This is a genomic window from Aquabacter spiritensis (genome assembly GCF_004346185.1).
GTDB classification, from domain to species: Bacteria; Pseudomonadota; Alphaproteobacteria; order Rhizobiales; family Xanthobacteraceae; genus Aquabacter; species Aquabacter spiritensis.
In genome coordinates, this window is record NZ_SMAI01000001.1 from 684757 (window position 1) to 704925 (window position 20169).

Below are 20169 nucleotides of genomic sequence, written 5' to 3' on the forward strand. Positions count from 1 at the left end.
TGTCCCGTGTCCAAACAGACGCTCTCCGGCCTTGAAAGTGCCGGGGGCAGACCGTCGTACTGCGACGCCTCCGGCGTCCGCTCATCTGCCGTTCAGTTTGTGCTCGCTTGGATTGCTGCGAGCGCGTGTCCAGGCGGCGGGCTGGCGGGGGCGAAGCGGTGGGCATGGAGAGGCAGATCGAAGGCGGCCGAGCCGCAGTCGAGACAGGCGATTGGGCCGAAGCGCTCCAGAGCCTCCGGCATCTTTTGGCGCTGGACGAATCCTGCCTGGACGTCCTGTTCGACCGCTACCTCGACGTCGCGTGTGCCACCTTCGGCCTGCGGGTCGGTGTGGTCGGCAAGATCGAGGGCGAAGATCTGCAATTTCAGCGGATCCTCGCCGACAGTCCGGTGCCGTTCGCGGCGGGCGACAGCCGGCCTCTATCCGCCCTGTTCGCGGCCGACGCTCTCCGGGCGGGAGCCAGCCTGCTGTGCCACGATGTCGGGGAAGACCCCATCCTGAGCCGGCATCCGCTTTATCTCGAAGGTCGGTTCGAGACCTATGCCGGCGCGCCGATCCGCGTGGGGTCGCGGATTTTCGGCATCCTCAGTCTGCTCGACCCCGCGCCGCGCGCTACGCCCTTCCCCGAAGAAGCCCGCGCCTTCCTCGACCTCCTCGCCGATACGCTCGGCCATGCGGTCGCGCGGCGAGAAATCGAAGCGGCGCGGCAATTGGCCGAAGAAAAAAGCCGGGAAGCCGCGGCCCTGTTCACGACCGCGTTCGCCAATGCACCGATCGGCATGGCGCTGGTGGGACTGGACGGCACGTTTCTCAAGGTGAACACGGCCGTCTGCCGCTTCCTCGGCTATTCGGAGGCGGACCTGCTGGGACGGACCTTCCAGTCCCTCACCTTTCCCGACGATCTTGCCGGGGATCTCTCCCTCATGCAGGGCCTGCTCACGGGCGAAGCAAAAGATTTCCAGATGGAGAAGCGCTATGTGCGGTCGGACGGCATGATCGTCTGGGGCCAGCTCAATGCGGCCTTGGTTTGTTTCGAGGACGGCCGGCCCCACTGCTTCGTCTCGCAGATCCAGGACATCAATCCGCGCCGCGCTTTGATGGCCGAACTGGACGTCCGCCGGCGGGAGTTGGAGGAAGCGAACCGGAAACTTCTGCAGCAGGCCGCGATCGATCCGCTGACCGGCACGCTCAATCGCCGCGCGCTGCGCCAGCGGCTGGACGAGGAAATGGCGCATGCGGTGAAGGCCGGCGCCCCACTCGCCTTCGTCATGGTCGATGTCGACCATTTCAAGGATTACAATGACCGTCACGGTCACCTGCAAGGCGACATCGCCCTCAAGAAGGTGGCGACCTGCCTGCGCGGCGCGGCGCGCGAAACCGACACGATCGGCAGATTCGGCGGCGAGGAGTTCATGCTGCTGTTGCCCGAGACGGGAGACGACACGGCGAGGTTGATCGCCGAGCGGCTGCGCGAACGGATCGCAACCTCCGCTGAACTGCGCTGGCCCCTGACCGTCAGCGTCGGGGTCCATGTGTTCCACCCCGAGGGCAAGATCGTCCCGGTCGACCGGCTGATCGCGCTCGCCGACCTTGCGCTCTACAGGGCCAAGCAGCTCGGACGAAACCGGGTGGAGATGGCGTAGATTGTTGCCGTGAGGGAACGAATGTACTTCCAATTCTTCTCATAGAAGCAAGTTCCGAACCGGCGTACTCCTCGACGCATCGAAAAAGGGGAGGATGCCATGGCGCGCATGCGTGCGGTCGATGCCGCGGTCCGAGTTCTGGAGAAGGAAGGGATTTCGGTTGCCTTCGGCGTGCCCGGAGCGGCGATCAATCCGCTTTATTCCGCCTTGAAGGCGCGCGGCTCGATCCGCCACGTTCTGGCGCGCCACGTCGAGGGGGCCTCGCACATGGCCGAGGGCTATACGCGTGCGGCCGCCGGCAATGTCGGCGTCTGCATCGGGACGTCGGGGCCCGCCGGAACCGATATGATCACCGGCCTCTATTCTGCGCAGGCGGACTCGATCCCGATCCTCTGCATCACCGGTCAAGCGCCGCGCGCGCGGCTCTACAAGGAAGACTTCCAGGCGGTCGACATCGAATCCATCGCCAAGCCGGTCACCAAATGGGCCGTTACGGTCCGCGAGCCGGCGCTGGTGCCGATGGTGTTCCAGCAGGCGTTCCACGTCATGAAGTCCGGCCGCCCCGGTCCCGTGCTGATCGACCTGCCGCTCGACGTGCAGCTCGCCGAGATCGAGTTCGACGCGGACACCTACGCCCCCCTTGCCGTCTACAAGCCCACGGCCACGCGCGCCCAGGCGGAAAAGGCGATGTCCTTTCTGCTCGACAGCGCACGTCCGCTGATCGTCGCGGGTGGCGGCATCATCAATGCCGATGCCTCGGACCTCCTCGTCGCCTTCGCGGAGACCGCAGGAATTCCGGTCATCCCCACTTTGATGGGCTGGGGCACGATCCCCGACGACCATCCCCTGATGGCCGGCATGTGCGGCCTGCAGACGTCGCACCGCTACGGCAATGCGAACATGCTGGCCTCCGATTTCGTGCTGGGCATCGGCAATCGCTGGGCGAACCGCCATACCGGTTCCGTCGAGGTCTATACCAAGGGGCGCAAATTCGTTCATGTCGACATCGAGCCGACCCAGATCGGCCGGGTGTTCGGTCCGGATTTCGGCGTCGTCTCGGATGCCAAGGCGGCGCTGGAACTGTTCCTGGAGATCGCCCGGGAGTGGAAGGCGGCGGGCAAGCTGCCGGATTATTCGGATTGGGCGGACGCCTGCCGCATGCGCAAGGCGACCCTGCTGCGCAAGTCGCATTTCGACGCCGTGCCGCTGAAGCCCCAGCGGGTCTATGAGGAGATGAACGAAGCCCTCGGCCGCGACGTCACCTATGTCACGACGATCGGTCTCTCGCAGATCGCCGGGGCGCAGTTCCTGAACGTCTACGTGCCGCGCAACTGGATCAATTGCGGCCAGGCCGGCCCGCTCGGCTGGACCTTGCCGGCGGCCCTCGGCGTGCGCGCGGCGCGTCCCGACGCCAAGATCGTCGCGCTCTCCGGCGATTACGACTTCCAGTTCATGATCGAGGAACTGGCCGTGGGCGCGCAGCACAAGCTGCCCTATTTACATGTGGTCGTAAACAACTCTTACCTGGGGTTGATACGGCAAGCACAACGCGGTTTCGAGATGGATTACGAGGTCTCGCTCGCCTTCGACAACATCAATTCGGAGGAGGCCGGCGGCTATGGCGTGGACCATGTGGCGGTGGCGGAGGGCCTCGGCTGTAAAGCAATCCGGGTGCGCACCCCGAACGAGTTCAAGGACGCCTTCGCCAAGGCCGAAGCCCTGATGGCGGAGCACCGGGTGCCGGTGGTGCTCGAATTCATCCTCGAACGGGTGACCAACATCGCGATGGGCGTCGAGATCGACAAGATCATGGAGTTCGAGGAAATCCTCGATGTTCCGGCTGAGAAGGTGCGCCAGCCCGAGCCGGCGGAGTGACCGCGCCGCGCAAGAGCGGCTAGACTTCACCCTCCGGTTCGCGCCGGAGGGTTCTTCGCGCCGGCACCAGGGGGCGCCGGTCGTGCGCAATCAAAAATTTCGGCGGAGAGGTTCATGCCCAGGTTCGCAGCCAATCTCACCATGCTCTGGAACGAGATCGACTTTTTAGACCGGTTCGCCAAGGCGGCCGAAGCCGGCTTCACCGGCATAGAATATCTGTTCCCTTATGCCTATCCTGCTGAGCAGCTTAAGGAAAAGCTCGACCGATACGGTCTTGTCCAGGCCCTGCACAATCTTCCGGCGGGCGATTGGGCCGGCGGCGAGCGCGGCCTTGCGGTGCTGCCGGACCGGGTCGGCGAATTCCAGGACAGCGTCGGCAAAGCCATCGCCTATGCCAAGGTGCTCGGCACCGAAACCTTGAACGTGCTGGTCGGCCTGACGCCGCGGGACGTGCCGGCGGAAAAGGTCCATGAGACGCTGATCGCCAATCTGAAATTCGCCGCCACGGAGCTGAAGAAAGCCGGCATTCCCTTGGTCGCCGAGGCGATCAACACCCGCGATATTCCCGGCTTCCACCTCACCGGCACCCGGCAGTCGATGGCGCTGTTCGACGAGGTCGGCGCTGACGACATCTTCCTGCAGTACGATATCTATCATATGCAGATCATGGAAGGCGACCTCACCCCGACGCTCCGGGCGTTGATGCCGCGGATCAAGCACATCCAGCTGGCGGACAATCCCGGACGCGGCGAGCCGGGCACCGGGGAAATCAATTATCCTTTCGTCCTCAACGCCATCGACGAAGCGGGCTATGCCGGCTGGATCGGCTGCGAATACAAGCCCAGGACCACGACCGATGCCGGCCTCGGCTGGCTGGACGCCTATCCGCGCTAGAGCATGCACCGATCGGCTTCGTCGCGAACTGATCGGATCAGACTCTAAGGCGCGACAGACCTTTCACCCGCCCCCGCGACGGGGCGGCATACGGACAAAGGCGCCAGAAGCGCCGCTTTTTTGGGGAGAGTCGAGAATGAACGTTGGTTTCATCGGCACCGGCATCATGGGACGTCCCATGGCCGGGCATCTGATCGATGCCGGGCACACAGTGTTCGTCCACAACCGGTCGAAGCCTGCCCAGGAACTGATCGACAAAGGCGCGATCGATGCCGGATCCCCCGCCGAGGTGGCGCGGCGCGCGGACATCGTCATCACCATGGTCCCCGACACGCCGGACGTCGAGCAGGTGCTGTTCGGCAAGGACGGCGTCGCGGAGGGCCTCTCGGCCGGGAAGACTGTGGTCGACATGAGCTCGATCTCACCGGTCGCGACCAAGGCCTTCGCCGAAAAGATCGGTGCGCTCGGCTGCGACTATCTCGACGCCCCGGTCTCCGGCGGCGAAGTCGGCGCGAAAGCCGCTTCGCTGACGATCATGGTGGGCGGCACCGAAGCGGCGTTCGAGAAGGTGAAGCCGCTGTTCGAGAGATTGGGCAAGAACATCACCCTGGTCGGCGACGTCGGTGCAGGCCAGGTGACCAAGGTCGCCAATCAGATCATCGTCGCACTGACCATCGAAGCGGTGGCGGAAGGACTGGTCTTCGCCTCGAAAGCGGGCGCGGATCCCGCCAAGGTGCGGCAGGCCCTGATGGGCGGCCTCGCCACCTCGCGCATCCTCGAAGTGCATGGCGAGCGCATGATCAAGCGCACGTTCGACCCTGGCTTCCGGATCGAACTGCACCAGAAGGATCTCAATCTCGCTTTGTCCTCCGCGCGCGCGCTCGGCATCTCGTTGCCCAACACCGCGACCGCGCAGGAATTGTTCAATGCCGTCTCGGCCAATGGCGGCGCCAAGCTCGACCATTCCGCTCTGGTCAAGGCGCTGGAGATGATGGCCGGCCACGACGTGGCCTGACGCCGGGGATACCGGCACCGCCCCGGCTGCGGAAGGATCGAAGGACGGACGGGGCGAAGCGGCAGGCAGGCTTGACGGCGTGCCCCCTCCCGCCCCGCCCATGAGAGCGGGAAAACCCTCCGGCCTTCGGCCGGGGAGAGAGAGCGGACGGCCCACACCATCCATCGGAATTCAAGGGGAAAGCCATGGCACTGCGACGCGACCGGTCCACCAAGATCGTTGCCACTGTCGGCCCGGCCTCGAACAGCCCCGAAATGCTGCGGGCCCTGTTCATGGCCGGGGTCGACGTCTTCCGGCTGAACTTCAGTCACGGGACCCAGGACGGCCACGGCGAGGTTCTCGCGCGCATCCGTGCACTGGAGGCAGAAACCGGCCGCCCGATCGGCGTCATCGCCGACCTCCAGGGGCCGAAGCTGCGGCTCGGCCGGTTCGAGAACAATGCCATCACATTCGCGCCTGGCGCGGTGCTGCGCTTCGATGCGGACGTCGAACGACTGGGCAGCGAAACCCGCGTGCCGATCCCCCATCCCGACATCATCGAGGCGCTGACCCTCGGCGCCACTGTCCTGTGCGACGACGGCAAGGTGCGCCTGAAAGTGGTCGCCAAAGGGCCGGGCTGGCTGGATGCGGAAGTCATCTCCGGCACCCGCTTGTCCAACAACAAGGGCTTCAACATCCCCGACGTGCTCCTGCCGCTTTCGCCGCTGACGGAAAAGGACCGGGCCGACCTCACCTTCGCTCTCGACAAGGGCGTGGAATGGATCGCCCTTTCTTTTGTGCAGCGACCCGACGACGTCCGTGAGGCGCGCGCGCTGATCGGCGACCGCGCTGCTATCATGCTGAAAATGGAAAAGCCGGCGGCGGTCGAGCATCTGACCGAACTGGTCCAGCTTGCCGATGCCATCATGGTGGCGCGCGGCGATCTCGGGGTCGAACTGTCCCTGCCGGAGATTCCGGCGATCCAGAAACGCATGATCGCCGAATCGCGGCGCTATGCCCGCCCGGTGATCGTTGCGACCCAGATGCTGGAGAGCATGATCAGCGCCCCGGTCCCGACGCGGGCGGAAGTCTCCGACGTCGCGACCGCCGTCTATGAGGGCGCGGACTGCGTCATGCTTTCGGCAGAGAGCGCCGCCGGCCAGTATCCCGTGGAGGCCGTCTCGGTGATGGACGACATTATCCGCAACGTGGAGCGCGATCCGGGATATCGCCGTATCCTCGACGCGACGCACGGCTCGGCGGGCGCCACGATCGGCGATGCGGTGATCAAAGCGGCGGCGCAGATCGCGACCGCGGTCGACGCCGCGGCGCTGGTCGCCTACACGCTCTCCGGCACGACCGGCCTGCGCGCCGCGCGCGAGCGCCCGCCTTTGCCGATTCTCGGCATTACCAGCCGGATCGAGACGGCGCGGCGCTTGGCTTTGTCCTATGGGGTGCATGCCGTGCATGCCCCGGGCGACATCCACTCCTTCGGGGAGATGGTCGACAAAGCGGTCCGGATTGCCGTTGATGAGGGACTAGGCGTAGCGGGCGACCGGCTCGCCATCACGGCGGGTGTCCCCTTCGCCCGTCCGGGCACGACGAACATCCTGCGCGTGACGACGATCGGCGACACCGACCCGCCGAGCAAGCACGACGTCGAAGCCGAAGTCGTCTCCTCGCGCCGGGTCCGAGAGCCGGCCTGACGCGGCAAAGAGCCGCGTAGACCCAGTTCCTCAAGGGCTGGGAGGGGTGCTGTGCCACCCTCCCCTTGCCTTTTATCGGCAGCGTCGCGAAGCTCCTCGCCTGACTGAGCGACGAGGTGCGCATGCCGGTTGAAATCGAGCGCAAGTATCTCGTCACGTCCGACGCGTGGCGCGAGGACATGGCGGGGACCCCCTATCGTCAGGGCTATATGTGTGTGTCGGAACTCGCCACCGTGCGTGTCCGCCAAGCCGGGGAGCGCGCCTTTCTGACCATCAAGGGGGCGACCGCCGGCCTTTCCCGGGCCGAATTCGAATACGAAATCCCGGTGCCCGACGCCGAGATCATGCTGCGCGACCATTGCACGAAGCCGCTGATCGAAAAGACCCGCTACGAAGTGCCGTTCGGCGGCAAGATCTGGACGGTGGATGTCTTCGATGCCGCGAATGCCGGACTGATCGTCGCCGAGGTCGAACTCACCCATGCCGACGAACAGGTGCAGATCCCGCCCTGGGCCGGCCGGGAAGTCACCGACGATCCGCGTTACCGCAACTCGTCCTTGATCAGCGATCCGATGAACGGATCGGATCAATAAACCATGGCGCCGTCATGCCGGCTGGGCCAATGCCGCCTCGATTTCTAGAAGGTCGCGCCAGACCAGGCGTTTGCCGAGCGGGGTACGCAGCAGGTAAGCGGGGTGGAAGGTGGGCATCGCACGGATGGTCCGCGATCCCGTGTCGTAGGGATGGAAGCGCCCGCGTATCTTCGTGATCCCCTCGGTGACGCCGAGCAAGGTCTGAGCCGAGGGTCCTCCGAGGCAGATCAGAAAGTCCGGATTGGCCAGCTCGATCTGGCGGCGGATGAACGGCAGACAGATCGCGGTCTCCTGAGGGGTCGGGGTGCGGTTGCCCGGCGGACGCCAGGGCACGACATTGCCGATATAGGCCGAGCCGCGGTCGAGACCGATCGCCGCCATCATCAGATCGAGCAGGCGTCCGGAGCGGCCGACGAAGGGCAATCCCTGGATATCCTCGTCACGACCCGGTGCCTCGCCGACGAACATGATCCGCGCCCGCGGGTTGCCGTCGGCGAAGACGAGTCGGGTCGCCGTGCGCTTCAGCGGGCACCCTTCGAACGTCTCGAGCATGGCCCGCAACTCATCGAGGCTCGCCGCCGTGCGTGCGAGTTCGCGCGCCGCCATCACCGCCTCGTCCGGGGCCTGCGCGGCGATCATCGAGGCGGGAACCGACAATGCGGGGCGCGGAGTATTCGGCTCGGCCGGCGTCCCACGATGCCCGGGCCGATCGAGAGCTGGTGCGGGGGAGACCGGACGCGGTACAGCCGGAACGGCCGCGAACCGGTTCACCGGCGCATCGCCAAGGGCGGCGTCCACCCCCGCCTCGACATGGAGGGCGAGAAGATCGCGAATGTATGAAGGAGAGAAATTCGTCATTAGCCCGGGCGCCTGCATTCCATCATAGAGCAACGCGGCCGCTCCTGCGACGCCGCAGAGGCCCCCGCGTCCATCGCAGGTGCAGCAAGCGAATTGTCATAGGCGGCCAAGCGTGGAAAAACTCCAAGGACGCAGATGAATGTCTAGGGACGAGGCGATGACAGAGGCGGAACTGCCGGAACGCGAGGGCATGGATTACGACGTGGTGGTGGTCGGCGCAGGCCCCGCCGGCCTCGCGACCGCGATCCGCCTGAAACAGCTTGCGCAGGAGCGGAGCGAGGAGCTGTCCGTCGTCGTGGTCGAGAAGGGGTCGGAAGTCGGGGCCCACATCTTGTCGGGCGCTGTGATCGACCCGTCCGGCCTCGACGCCCTGATCCCCGGCTGGCGCGAGGAAACCGATGCGCCTCTCGTGACTCAGGTTTCGGACGACGAATTTTATCTCCTCGGCCCGGCCGGCGGCGTGCGGCTCCCGAATATGCTGATGCCGCCCCTGATGGACAATCACGGCAATTATGTCGGCTCCCTCGGCAATGTGTGCCGCTGGCTCGCCGTCAAAGCCGAGGCGATCGGCGTCGAGATCTATCCAGGCTTCGCCGCCGACGAGATCCTGTTCGACGAAGCGGGCGCCGTGCGCGGTATCGCGACCGGCGACATGGGGGTGGGGCGTGACGGCGCGCCGAAGGGCGAATTCACCCGCGGCATGGAGTTGCGCGGCCGCTACACCGTGTTCGCAGAAGGCGCGCGGGGCCATCTCACCAAGCAGCTCATCGCGCGGTTCGGCCTGGATGCCGGCCGGGAACCCGGCAAATATGGCATCGGCCTGAAGGAATTGTGGAAGGTGCGGCCGGAGAAGCACCGGCCCGGTCTGGTGCAGCACGCCTTCGGCTGGCCGCTCGGGCACAGCACCGGCGGCGGAGCCTTCCTCTATCATATGGAGGACGAGCAGGTGATGGTGGGCTTCGTCGTCCACCTCAACTACCAGAACCCCTATCTCTCGCCCTTCGACGAATTCCAGCGCTTCAAGACCCACCCGCTCTTTCGCGACACGTTCGAGGGCGCCAAGCGCCTCTCCTACGGGGCGCGGGCGATCACGGAGGGCGGATGGCAGAGCGTGCCGAAGCTCGCCTTTCCCGGCGGTCTTCTGGTCGGATGTGCAGCCGGATTCGTGAATGTGCCGCGCATCAAGGGCAGCCACAATGCGGTGCTTTCCGGCATGCTCGCAGCCGAGCATCTCGTCTCCGCTCTAGCGGAGGGCCGGGGACACGACGAACTCGCGAGCTACGAGGGGAGCTGGCGCCATTCGGCGATCGGCGCGGATCTCAAGAAGGTGCGAAACGTCAAACCCCTCTGGTCGCGCTTCGGCACCTTCATCGGCATTGGCCTCGGCGCGTTGGACATGTGGACCAACACGTTCGGCTTCTCGCTGTTCGGCACGCTGAAGCACGGCAAGACCGACGCGGCGAGCCTGAAGCCGGCAGCCCAGTTCAAGCCCATCGCCTATCCCAAGCCCGACGGCGTGCTCACCTTCGACAAGCTGTCTTCGGTGTTCATCTCGAACACCAATCACGAGGAGGACCAGCAGGTCCATCTGAAGGTCAAGGACATGGCGCTGCAGAAGGCGTCCGAGCACGACATCTATGCCGGCCCCTCGAACCGCTATTGCCCGGCAGGGGTCTATGAATGGGTGGAGGAGACGTCGGGTCCACGCTTCCAGATCAACGCGCAGAACTGCGTTCACTGCAAGACGTGCGACATCAAGGATCCGAACCAGAACATCGTCTGGACCGCCCCGGAGGGCGGCGGCGGACCGAACTATCCCAATATGTGACCGGGCGCACTGCGAGAATATGATCCGATCAGGCTGCAACGGCCTGATCGGCGAAGTGTGTTCCCCGAAATTGGTCGGCGCATGCCTTCGGGCAGGCGCCTATTCGACGTCCGCCACTTCGGCCGGGCCGCCGCCATAGGCGCGCTGGGCCAGCGCGGCTTCCATGAAAGGGTCGAGATCGCCGTCGAGAACCTCCTGCGGGGTGCCGGACTGGACCCCGGTGCGCAAGTCCTTCACCAATTGATAGGGCTGGAGCACGTAGGAGCGGATCTGGTGACCCCAGCCGATATCGGTCCTGGCCGCCTGCTCGGCCGCCGCCTCCGCCTCGCGCCTCTTCAGCTCCGCCTCGTAGAGCTTGGCGCGCAGCATGTTCCAGGCCGTGGCCCGGTTCTTGTGCTGCGAACGGTCGCCTTGGGACACCACCGCGATGCCGGTCGGCATATGGGTGAGGCGAACCGCCGATTCGGTCTTGTTCACGTGCTGGCCGCCCGCGCCGCCCGAGCGCATCGTATCCACCCGCACGTCGCTTTCGTTGATTTCGACGACGATCCGGTCGTCGATGACCGGATAGACGTCGACCGAGGCGAACGAGGTCTGGCGGCGCGCATTCGAATCGAACGGCGAGATCCGGACCAGACGATGCACGCCAGCTTCCGTCTTCAGCCAGCCATAGGCATTGTGGCCCTTGACCAGGATGGTGGCCGACTTGAGGCCAGCCTGTTCCCCCGCCGATTCGTCGACCAGTTCCACCTTGAAGCCACGGCGTTCGCACCAGCGGGTATACATGCGCAGCAGCATCTCCGCCCAGTCCTGGCTGTCGGTGCCGCCGGCGCCGGCATGGACCTCGAGATAACTGTCGTTGTTGTCGGCTTCGCCGGAGAGCAGCGCCTCCAGCTCGCGCCGCGCCAATTCGGCCTTGAGGCCGTCGAGCGCCCCGGCCGCTTCCGCGATCACGCCCTCGTCGCCCTCCGCCTCGCCGAGTTCGATCAATTCGACATGGTCGTTGAGATCCTTGGTGACGCGGTCGATCGCCCCGATCGAATCCTCGAGCCCGGTCCGCTCCTGCATCACCTTCTGCGCGCGCTCGGGATCATTCCAGAGATCGGGCTCCTCAGCGATCGCATTCAGTTCGGCGAGGCGGCGGCGCGCGCGGTCGAGGTTGAGATGCTGGCGCAGCAGCTCAACCGACTGACGGATGTCCTCGACTTTCGCGGCGAGTTCCGCGCGCATGGCAAACCTGTCCTTCCGATAAGGGCCGGGGAAAATAGCGGGGGGGCTGATGCGTGTAAACACACGCCCGACCGAGGTGGCGCAGGCCGCCGGATCGGGCGTGGATCAATCAGCCGTCGGCGCGGCTCAGTAAAGGCCGCCAGTGCCCGAACGCACCGCGCGGTCGGCCTCCGGGGTGACGCCGAAGGACGAATCGGACGCGCCGATGATCGAATAGCTGTCGGGCGGCGCCGTCCCGGGCTTGAAGGCTTCGAGGATCGCGTTCTCACCGGGCCCCGCGCGCAGCCCGCTCTTCGGATTGATGCGCACCAGTTTGATGCCCGGAGGGACGCGGAACGGGATGGCCGGACGGTCGGCGAGCGCCGTCTTCATGAAATCGCGGACGATCGGCGCGGAAAGCAGACCGCCCGTCGATCCCTTACCCATGCCCTTGGGCTTGTCGAAGCCGAGATAGACCCCGACCACCATTTCCGGGGTATAGCCGATGAACCAGGCGTCCTTCTCGTCGTTCGTCGTGCCCGTCTTCCCGGCAAGGGGACGGCCGAGTTCCTTCAGCGCCGTGCCGGTGCCGCGCTGGACGACGCCCTCCATCATCGACGTGATCTGATAGGAGGTCATCGGATCCAGCACCACCGGGCGGCGATCGATCAGGGTCGGCTCGGCCTGATTCTGCCACCTTTGGGCATCGCAGCCGCGGCATTCCCGCTCGTCATGGCGATAGATGGTGTGACCGTAGCGATCCTGGATGCGGTCGATCAAGGAGGGGGTCACCTTGCGCCCGCCATTGGCGATGATCGCATAGGCGCCGACCATGCGCATCAAGGTGGTTTCGCCCGCGCCGAGCGACATCGAGAGCACCGGTAGCATGTCGTCGTAAATGCCGAAGCGCCGAGCATATTCGGCGACGATCGGCATGCCGACATCCTGCGCGAGGCGGACGGTCATGACGTTACGCGACTGTTCGAGGCCGAACCGCAGCGTCTGCGGGCCGTAAAACTTCTTGGCATAGTTCTCCGGCGCCCAAACCGGCATTCCCGGCCCCTGATCGATCTCGATCGGTGCGTCGAGGACGACGGTCGAAGGCGTATAGCCGTTGTCGAGCGCCGCCGAATAGACGAACGGCTTGAACGAGGAACCGGGTTGCCGCAGGGCCTGGGTGGCACGGTTGAACTGGCTCTCGTCGTAGGAGAAGCCGCCGGACAGAGCGAGCACGCGACCGGTGAGCGGCTCCATCACCACGATCGCGCCTTCCACCTCCGGCATCTGGTGCAGGCGGTATTGTCCGTCCTTCCCGGCGAGCGGCTCGACATAGATCACGTCGCCCGGCTTCACGACCTGGGAGACCGAGGTCACCGCCTTGTAGGCGTCGGGACCGCGCGTCCAGCGCGCCCATTTCACCCCTTCGAGCGGCAGAAGGCCGATGTCCCGCTGCGTCGACACCGCGCCGGATCTTTCGCGCGGCGGCTGGAGGCCGATCCGCGCGGTATCCTTGCCGGCATCCAGAACCACCGCGAGCTTCCAGGGGATGTCGTAATAGGCCTTCACTTCGGCGAGCTTGACCCCCCAATCCGGCGTGAGTTCGATCTGCTTGATCGGTCCGCGCCAGCCGCGCTGCTCGTCATACCGCACGAGACCGTCGGCGAGCGCCTTCTTGGCGACGACCTGGAGCTTGGGATTGAGCGCCGTCCGGACCGAGAGACCACCCTCATAGAGCTTGGTCTCGCCATAGCGCTCATAGATCTGCCGCCGCACCTCTTCCGCGTAATATTCCGCGGCGAAGATCTGCGCGCCGGTCGGCCGCGGCGTCACGTCCAGCGGCGCCTTGCGGGCGGCGTCGGCGTCCACATTGGAAATGAAGCCGTTTTCCGCCATGCGGTCGATCACCCAATTGCGGCGGTCGATCGCCCGGTCACGGTCGCGGAAGGGATTGTAGGAGGACGGCGCCTTGGGGAGAGCGGCGAGGTAGGCGGCTTCGGGCGCCGTCAATTCGTCCACCGACTTGTCGAAATAAACCAAAGCGGCGGCGGCGATGCCATACGCCCCCATGCCGAGATAGATCTCGTTCAGATAGAGTTCGAGAATCCGATCCTTGGAATAGGCCCGCTCGATTCGCAGCGCCAGCAGCGCCTCCTTGATCTTTCGATCGATCGAGACCTCGTTGGTCAGAAGGAAGTTCTTCGCCACCTGCTGGGTGATGGTCGAGGCGCCCTGCGGCCGGCGATTGGTCCCGTAATTCTGCACATAGACCAGCGCCGCCCGGAAAATGCCGGACGGGTCGATGCCGCCATGCTCGTAGAAATTCTTGTCTTCAGCAGACAAGAAGGCCTCGATCACCAGCTTCGGAACCGATTGGATCGGGATGTAGAGACGCTTCTGCCGCGCCCATTCGGCCACCAGCGATCCGTCGTCGGCATGGACGCGGGTCATCACCGGCGGCTCATAATTCTGGAGCTGCGAATAATCGGGAAGGTCCTGGGAATATTTCCACACGAAATATGTGGCGCCCGCCGCGCCCACCATCAGCACGATCGTGCCGAGAGCGAACAAAAACCCGAAGAACCTCAACAGCAGCCGCATTCGCCGGCTCCTCTCGTCCGAGGCCCGCCTCCGGGCACCCCCGTCCTGCACCATCGACCAGGCCGAACGGCCGGCGTCTCCTGTCCGCGCCGACGCACCGGAACGGAGAGCATCCCGCTATGTTGGCGAAAAGTGGCCGCTTCACGGCCATGTCCGATCCGGCAGCGGGATCGGTCCACATGATGCCCGCAAAGCACGCAACCCGCCAGGGCGGCCGGTTCACTTCCCCGCGGGGGCCTGAACGATGCTCCCGGTAACGCCGACACCCGCGGCGCGGGTGGCGAAGAAATCGTCGATCGCGTCCGTCATCGCCCCGGCGACCTTGCCCCGCCAAGCGTCCGAGGTCATGAGCTTCAGATCTTCGCGGCTCGACATATAGCCGAGTTCCACCAGGACGGAGGGCACGTCATGCGCCTTCAGCACGCGAAACCCCGCGGATTTGAGCGGCGATTTGTGAACCTTGCCGGCATTCTTCATGGCCCCCACCAGGGTCCGGGCGAACAATGCGGAAAAATTCTTGGTTTCTCGGTGCGCGAGGTCGAACAGGATGCCCGCCACCTCATCGCTTTCCTCCGAGAGGTCCACGCCGGCAATGAGATCGGCCTTGTTCTCCGACTCCGCGAGGCGCGCGGCCTCCGAATCGCTCGCCGTGTCTGAGAGCGTATAGACGCTCGCACCGCGTGCTTGGCCGTCGGTGCTCGCCAAGGCATCGGCATGGATCGAGACGAACAAGGCAGCCCGATTGTTGCGGGCGATTCGGACCCGCTCGCCCAGAGCGACGAAAGTGTCGCTCGACCGCGTCATCACGACGCGATACCGACCCGACTGTTCGAGCTTCGCCTTCAGCGCAAAGGCGACCTCCAGCACGATGTTCTTCTCGGCGAACGTGCTCGCGCCGGTCGTGCCGGAATCGATACCGCCATGGCCGGGATCGAGAACGATGACCGCGCGCGGATCGCCGGGCGTCTCCGTGAGGGTCGCGTCGTGTCCTGCGATGGCCGACGGCGCGCCGCGCGCCTCGGCGGCCGTGGCGACGGTCGAGGCAAAGCTCGCCGCATCGGTCTTGACGAGGTCGAGGACGAGACGTGCCGGCTGATCATCCACCGGATCCAGGATGAAGGCCTTGTCGATGGCGACCGGCTCAGCGACGTCGAGCACCATCCGCGATTTGCCCGGCGCAAATGTTCCGTAGCGGTACGCCGCGACGAGGCCGCGTCGGGTCAGGGCCTTGCGCGTTTCAAACGTAAAGGTGACGTCGGGGAGATCGAGAATCACGCGATAAGGGTTCGCCAAGGTGAAGGCGCGGAACTCGACCGACCGCGACAGATCGATAATAAGGCGGGTGCGCTGCTGGTCGCCGGCAAGGCGTGCATCGATCGCACGCGCGCCCCCCTGCCCCGCGCCGGCCGAACCATCGGGACGCGCGGAGACATGAAGCGCGGCCGCCGGCTGGGCGAGGGCACCTGCCGGAGGACCTGAGGATTGGCTGGCATCGTGCGCCGCGCTCTGAACTGGCGGCTGAGCCTGGCCCAGGGCAGAACCGGGTGCGAGCAGGAGTACCGACACAGCGCAAAGGACGCGACAGAACGCCACGCCGCGACGCACGCCGACGCGCTCCTCATGTCCTGGGGCCGATCTCAGGGCCCTGGCTGGAAGCGTATGCGCGGCCATTGGCCACCGACCTCCCGAACCCTCGTCCTGCGACGCTTCTCCGAACCGATCTGTATCGGATAGGCCGGCCGGCGTTAACCGGAGGTTCATGGCCGACCACCGATCTCGCCGCCTTGTAGCGTCGGCGCCACAGCGAGGAGGCAGGATATAAATCGCGCCCAAACAGGCATGAACCTTGCCAAAGCAGGAGCCGGGCGTCTAAGAAGAAAAGGCATACGGTTCGCGTTCCGGGAAGGCTGTTCGGCCCGGTGGCGCGGCTGCCGCCGGTGCCCTCTCGTCAAGGGTCGGCATCTTCCGTCGCAGGCTGCTCAACGATCATGCGTGAGGCCGTGCGGCGAGCGCGCTGAAAAGCGAGCTTGGATGGTGGCCCTCGTCGCCAATGGCGCGATCGCAGCCCGATCCGAAGGGGGATCGAGCCTCCGTATGCCGGGATCGGGCGTCCGTCCGGTCCGACGCTTCACTGAGGAACGAGTCGCCGAAGGTATGGACGTTCTCATGCACGACAGGCGCGCACTGCGCGCCACCGCGTGCCCCGACGCCAGAAGCGTCGAGACGTTGCCGTCGCGCCTGCGTTTCCCCTTACCTTCCTTACTCCATTTCCGGCGCATCTTCGGTCCGCAGGCTTTGCCGCGCCGACCGTCGCGGAGCTTCGGCTCAGGCGCCGCTCAGAGAGAATTCCATGGCAAACAAGATGCTTATCGATGCCACCCACCCGGAGGAAACCCGGGTGGTGGTGGTTCGCGGGAACCGGGTCGAAGAGTTCGACTATGAGGCGGCGTCCCGCAAGCAGTTGCGGGGCAACATCTATCTCGCGAAGGTGACGCGGGTCGAGCCGTCCCTCCAGGCCGCTTTCGTCGAATATGGCGGCAATCGCCACGGCTTTCTCGCCTTCAGCGAGATCCACCCCGATTATTACCAGATCCCGGTCGCCGACCGCCTCGCATTGATCGAGGAGGAGGAGCGTGCCGCCCGCCAGGCCGACGAGGAAGAGGAGCGGCGCGAGCGCCGCCGCTCTCGCCCGCGCCGCGCGCGCCGCGACGACCGCGTCTCCGAGCGGGCCGATACGGAGGGCCACGAGGAGGAGGACGCGGACAACGGCTCCGACAATATCGAAGAAATCGACGAATCCGACGTGGTCGAAACCATCGAGGACGGGCAGATTTCCGGCGGCCACGACGACGACGATGACGATTCCGCCGACGAGCGGGACGATAATCATGGCGACGATTCGTATCGCGATGACCACCGCCGCGACGGCGGCCGTGACGAAGGCCGCCATATCGCCGAGGACATGTTCGCGCCCCTGCCGCCGCCTCAGCAGCAGGTCGCTGCCGACGATTCCGCGATCGCGGCCGAGGCCCCCTCGGCCGAGAACCCCGCTCACGCCGTCGCTTTCTCTGCCGATGCGGACGAACGCCTCGCTGATCAGGGCAGCGATGAAGCCGTCGACGTCACCGAACAACCCGGCACGACCGAGCCGGGCGGCGTGACCGCGGATTCCTTCCGAAACGACGAAGCGCCCGCGCAAGACGGTCCGTCCGCCTTAGAGGCACGGACCGAACCGGATGAGGACGACGAGGACGAGGACGACAGCGACGGAGATAACGAAGAGGACGAAGTCGAGCAGATGGGCTCGACCGACGCCCTCGAAGAGGTCCCGGTCCGCTCCCACCAGCGGCGCGCCCGCTCGTACAAGATCCAGGAAGTCATTCGGCGCCGCCAGGTGATGCTGGTCCAGGTGGTCAAGGAAGAGCGCGGCAATAAGGGCGCGGCGCTCACCACCTATCTCTCGCTCGCCGGGCGCTATTCCGTCCTGATGCCGAACACCGCGCGCGGCGGCGGCATCTCGCGCAAGATCACCAATGCCGTCGACCGCAAGCGGTTGAAGGAAGTCGTTCAGGAACTCGAGGTCCCCGAGGGGATGGGCATCATCCTGCGCACCGCAGGAGCCAATCGGACCAAGGTCGAGATCAAGCGCGATTTCGAATATCTGCTCCGGCTGTGGGAAACCGTGCGCGAACTGACGCTCGGCTCCAGCGCGCCCAGCCTCGTTTATGAGGAGGGCTCGCTCATCAAGCGGGCGATCCGCGACCTCTACAACAAGGACATCGACGAAGTTCACGTCGCGGGCGAGGAAGGCTATCGCGAGGCGCGCGACTTCATGCGCATGCTGATGCCGACCCACACCAAGAATGTGATCGTCTACCGCGAAAACCAGCCGATCTTCGCCAAATACGGCGTCGAGCACCAGCTCGATGCGATGTTCTCCCCGGTCGTGCAATTGAAGAGCGGTGGCTACATCGTGATCAACCCGACCGAGGCGCTGGTCTCGATCGACGTGAATTCCGGCCGCGCCACGCGCGAGCACCATATCGAGGACACGGCGCTCAAGACGAATATGGAGGCGTCGGAGGAAATCGCCCGGCAACTCCGTCTGCGCGACCTCGCCGGCCTGATCGTCATCGACTTCATCGACATGGAGGAGAAGCGCAACAACCGGTCGGTCGAGCGCAAGCTGAAGGATTGCCTGAAGAACGACCGGGCACGCATCCAGGTCGGCCGGATCTCGCATTTCGGTCTGATGGAAATGTCGCGCCAGCGCATCCGCACCGGCGTGCTGGAAAGCTCCATCGAAGTGTGCCCGACCTGCGGCGGGACCGGCCATGTCCGCTCCGCCGCCTCGGTCGCGCTCCAGCTTCTGCGCGCCCTCGAGGAGCAGTTGGTCCGCAGCGCGAGCAATAATCTCGTCGCCCGCACCCGGGCAGAGGTCGCGCTTTATGTGTTGAACCAGAAGCGCTCGCATCTGCGCGAGCTGGAGGAGCGCTTCTCGGTGACGCTCACGGTCAGCGCCGATGAACGCGTCACCGGCCACCAGCCCTTCATCATCGAGAAGGGCGATCCTGCGGCGCCCGCGCCCGCCGCGCCGCGCCTCGCCAAGGTGGTGCAGCCGGATTCCATCCTGCCGGACGAAGAGTTCGAGGAGGAGGACGAGGAGATCGCCGAAGAGGCCACCGCACCGGAAGCCGAATCGGAGGAAAGCGAAGACCGCGAGGATCGCGGCGAGGATGGCGGAGCGCGCCGCAAGCGCCGCCGCCGGCGGCGGCGCACCGGGGATCGCGACGAGCCGCGTGAGGCCCGCCCCGAGGGCGAGCCGACCGAGAGCGAGGAAGAGCCCGCCGCTGAAGGCGAGGTCGAGGACGCCGAAGACGACGAGCGCGGCGAGGCCCGCAACGGCGACAGCGACCGGCGCCGGCGCCGGCGCGGACGGCGCGGCGGCCGCCGCAACCGCCGTGAGGGCGAAGACGGCCCTGCCAACGGCGAGGGTTCGGACGAAGCCGGCGCGGACGAAGCCGCTTCGGATGAGGCCGCTTCGGACGAGGTCGGCGCTGACGAAATCGGTACGGAAGAAGAAGGTAAGATTCGCCCCCTTCCTGACGCGCCGGCCGAGGACGTGCCGACGGAGATCGCCGCCGCACCGTCTTATGCAGCTGCCGAAACGCCCGAACCGCCTCTGGCTCCCGCTCAGACCTTGGTTTCCCCGGCCGCCGTCGAGGAAGCGGTGGCGGCGAAGCCAGCGCGCCGCCGGTCCACGGTGCGCGAGAAGGCACCCTCCCGCACGGCGCCGCCTGCAGTCTCAGGGGGGGAGGACCCCGCCGTTGAAGCGCTGGCCGCACCGACATTCGCTGAGGGCACCGCCACACCCGCAGCCCCCCTGCCGGACGACGGGAATTCCGGCGAGGAAAGCGCTTCGGTTCCGGTCGCCGACGCCGACATGACGGGGGCACGCGAAGCAGCGCCCTCGGCCGATCCGGATGCGGCGTCCGCGCCCCCGGCGGAGGCCCCGGCCCCGACCGAGAAGCCGCGGTCCGGCTGGTGGCAGCGAAAATTGTTCGGCGGCTGACCCTCTGCGACCGGCGCCGCGTGCTCCGGTCGCGTCCTTCCCAGCAAGACCGCGCGTTCTTCGGCCTCCCGCGCCGTGCTGATTGACTTCCCGCCCCGGCCGACCTTTAGTGCCGGGGTCGAAGGTTTCGTTCCGGTCGTATCGGAACGGTGAAAAGGGAATGCGGTGCGGCGCTCGTGCGCCAAGGCCGCAGCTGCCCCCGCAACTGTCGGCGGAGAGTTCGGACCAAAAAGCCACTGAAGACCCCAGCCGGTCTTCGGGAAGGCGGACCCGGACGATGACCCGCGAGCCAGGAGACCTGCCCTCGACACGGTCGCGCGTCGGGCGGGGTGCCCTGGCATTGCGGCTTGCGCAGCCGCGCGCCCTCGCACCCTCGGGATCAGCCTTGGACCGGTCCGT

At 65.9% G+C, this 20169-nt stretch carries 12 protein-coding genes and 1 riboswitch; of the genes, 8 read left to right on the forward strand and 4 right to left on the reverse strand.

Annotated features, from left to right (window positions below; all coding sequences use genetic code 11):
• Positions 1 to 164 precede the first annotated feature (164 nt).
• The 6 genes from EDC64_RS03125 (at position 165) to EDC64_RS03150 (ending at position 7705) form a co-directional block, all read left to right on the forward strand.
• Positions 165 to 1643 carry a sensor domain-containing diguanylate cyclase gene (locus tag EDC64_RS03125; RefSeq protein ID WP_132029734.1) on the forward strand — a complete coding sequence of 493 codons (1479 nt, stop codon included), beginning with the start codon at positions 165 to 167 and terminating at the stop codon, positions 1641 to 1643.
• A gap of 99 nt (positions 1644 to 1742) precedes the next feature.
• On the forward strand, positions 1743 to 3518 hold the full coding sequence (gcl, locus tag EDC64_RS03130; protein ID WP_132029736.1) for a glyoxylate carboligase: 1776 nt from the start codon (positions 1743 to 1745) through the stop codon (positions 3516 to 3518).
• A 114-nt stretch (positions 3519 to 3632) separates the two neighbouring features.
• Positions 3633 to 4412 carry a hydroxypyruvate isomerase gene (gene hyi, locus EDC64_RS03135; RefSeq protein ID WP_132029738.1) on the forward strand — a complete coding sequence of 260 codons (780 nt, stop codon included), beginning with the start codon at positions 3633 to 3635 and terminating at the stop codon, positions 4410 to 4412.
• A 136-nt stretch (positions 4413 to 4548) separates the two neighbouring features.
• Positions 4549 to 5427 (forward strand): 2-hydroxy-3-oxopropionate reductase, encoded by an 879-nt coding sequence (locus EDC64_RS03140; RefSeq protein WP_132029740.1) that lies wholly within the window; start codon positions 4549 to 4551, stop codon positions 5425 to 5427.
• Between the two features lie 185 nt (positions 5428 to 5612).
• Complete coding sequence (gene pyk, locus EDC64_RS03145; RefSeq protein WP_132029742.1) at positions 5613 to 7112, forward strand: pyruvate kinase; 1500 nt, start codon at positions 5613 to 5615, stop codon at positions 7110 to 7112.
• Positions 7113 to 7234: 122 nt separating this feature from the next.
• Positions 7235 to 7705, forward strand: a complete 471-nt coding sequence (locus EDC64_RS03150) for a CYTH domain-containing protein (protein ID WP_132029744.1) — start codon at positions 7235 to 7237, stop codon at positions 7703 to 7705.
• Positions 7706 to 7717: 12 nt separating this feature from the next.
• Here EDC64_RS03150 and EDC64_RS03155 read toward each other — a convergent pair whose 3' ends face one another.
• Positions 7718 to 8563: a uracil-DNA glycosylase gene (locus EDC64_RS03155; protein ID WP_245504503.1), complete on the reverse strand. Its 846-nt coding sequence runs from the start codon at positions 8561 to 8563 to the stop codon at positions 7718 to 7720.
• 157 nt (positions 8564 to 8720) lie between these two features.
• On the opposite strand from EDC64_RS03155, the gene EDC64_RS03160 reads away from it, so the two are divergent.
• A complete protein-coding gene (locus EDC64_RS03160; protein WP_132029997.1) occupies positions 8721 to 10391 on the forward strand; it encodes an electron transfer flavoprotein-ubiquinone oxidoreductase in 1671 nt (556 codons plus the stop codon).
• 99 nt (positions 10392 to 10490) lie between these two features.
• Here EDC64_RS03160 and prfB read toward each other — a convergent pair whose 3' ends face one another.
• From prfB to EDC64_RS03175, 3 genes are all read right to left on the reverse strand, one after another.
• Positions 10491 to 11621 (reverse strand): peptide chain release factor 2, encoded by a 1131-nt coding sequence (gene prfB, locus EDC64_RS03165; protein ID WP_132029746.1) that lies wholly within the window; start codon positions 11619 to 11621, stop codon positions 10491 to 10493.
• Between the two features lie 126 nt (positions 11622 to 11747).
• Positions 11748 to 14198, reverse strand: a complete 2451-nt coding sequence (locus EDC64_RS03170; RefSeq protein WP_132029748.1) for a penicillin-binding protein 1A — start codon at positions 14196 to 14198, stop codon at positions 11748 to 11750.
• A 219-nt stretch (positions 14199 to 14417) separates the two neighbouring features.
• Positions 14418 to 15803, reverse strand: coding sequence for an N-acetylmuramoyl-L-alanine amidase (locus EDC64_RS03175; RefSeq protein WP_245504504.1), 1386 nt, complete (start codon positions 15801 to 15803; stop codon positions 14418 to 14420).
• Between the two features lie 745 nt (positions 15804 to 16548).
• On the opposite strand from EDC64_RS03175, the gene EDC64_RS03180 reads away from it, so the two are divergent.
• Positions 16549 to 19770: an Rne/Rng family ribonuclease gene (locus EDC64_RS03180; protein WP_132029752.1), complete on the forward strand. Its 3222-nt coding sequence runs from the start codon at positions 16549 to 16551 to the stop codon at positions 19768 to 19770.
• 105 nt (positions 19771 to 19875) lie between these two features.
• Positions 19876 to 20090, forward strand: a riboswitch (cobalamin riboswitch).
• Positions 20091 to 20169: the final 79 nt, after the last annotated feature.

Bases quoted from the DNA above. Each gene is read 5' to 3' on its own strand.
- EDC64_RS03140 (WP_132029740.1), top strand. From the start codon at position 4,549: ATGAACGTTGGTTTCATCGGCACCGGCATCATGGGACGTCCCATGGCC.
- hyi (WP_132029738.1), top strand. From the start codon at position 3,633: ATGCCCAGGTTCGCAGCCAATCTCACCATGCTCTGGAACGAGATCGAC.
- EDC64_RS03150 (WP_132029744.1), top strand. From the start codon at position 7,235: ATGCCGGTTGAAATCGAGCGCAAGTATCTCGTCACGTCCGACGCGTGG.
- EDC64_RS03160 (WP_132029997.1), top strand. From the start codon at position 8,721: ATGACAGAGGCGGAACTGCCGGAACGCGAGGGCATGGATTACGACGTG.
- EDC64_RS03155 (WP_245504503.1), bottom strand. From the start codon at position 8,563: ATGACGAATTTCTCTCCTTCATACATTCGCGATCTTCTCGCCCTCCAT.
- pyk (WP_132029742.1), top strand. From the start codon at position 5,613: ATGGCACTGCGACGCGACCGGTCCACCAAGATCGTTGCCACTGTCGGC.
- gcl (WP_132029736.1), top strand. From the start codon at position 1,743: ATGGCGCGCATGCGTGCGGTCGATGCCGCGGTCCGAGTTCTGGAGAAG.
- EDC64_RS03170 (WP_132029748.1), bottom strand. From the start codon at position 14,198: ATGCGGCTGCTGTTGAGGTTCTTCGGGTTTTTGTTCGCTCTCGGCACG.
- EDC64_RS03180 (WP_132029752.1), top strand. From the start codon at position 16,549: ATGGCAAACAAGATGCTTATCGATGCCACCCACCCGGAGGAAACCCGG.
- EDC64_RS03125 (WP_132029734.1), top strand. From the start codon at position 165: ATGGAGAGGCAGATCGAAGGCGGCCGAGCCGCAGTCGAGACAGGCGAT.
- prfB (WP_132029746.1), bottom strand. From the start codon at position 11,621: ATGCGCGCGGAACTCGCCGCGAAAGTCGAGGACATCCGTCAGTCGGTT.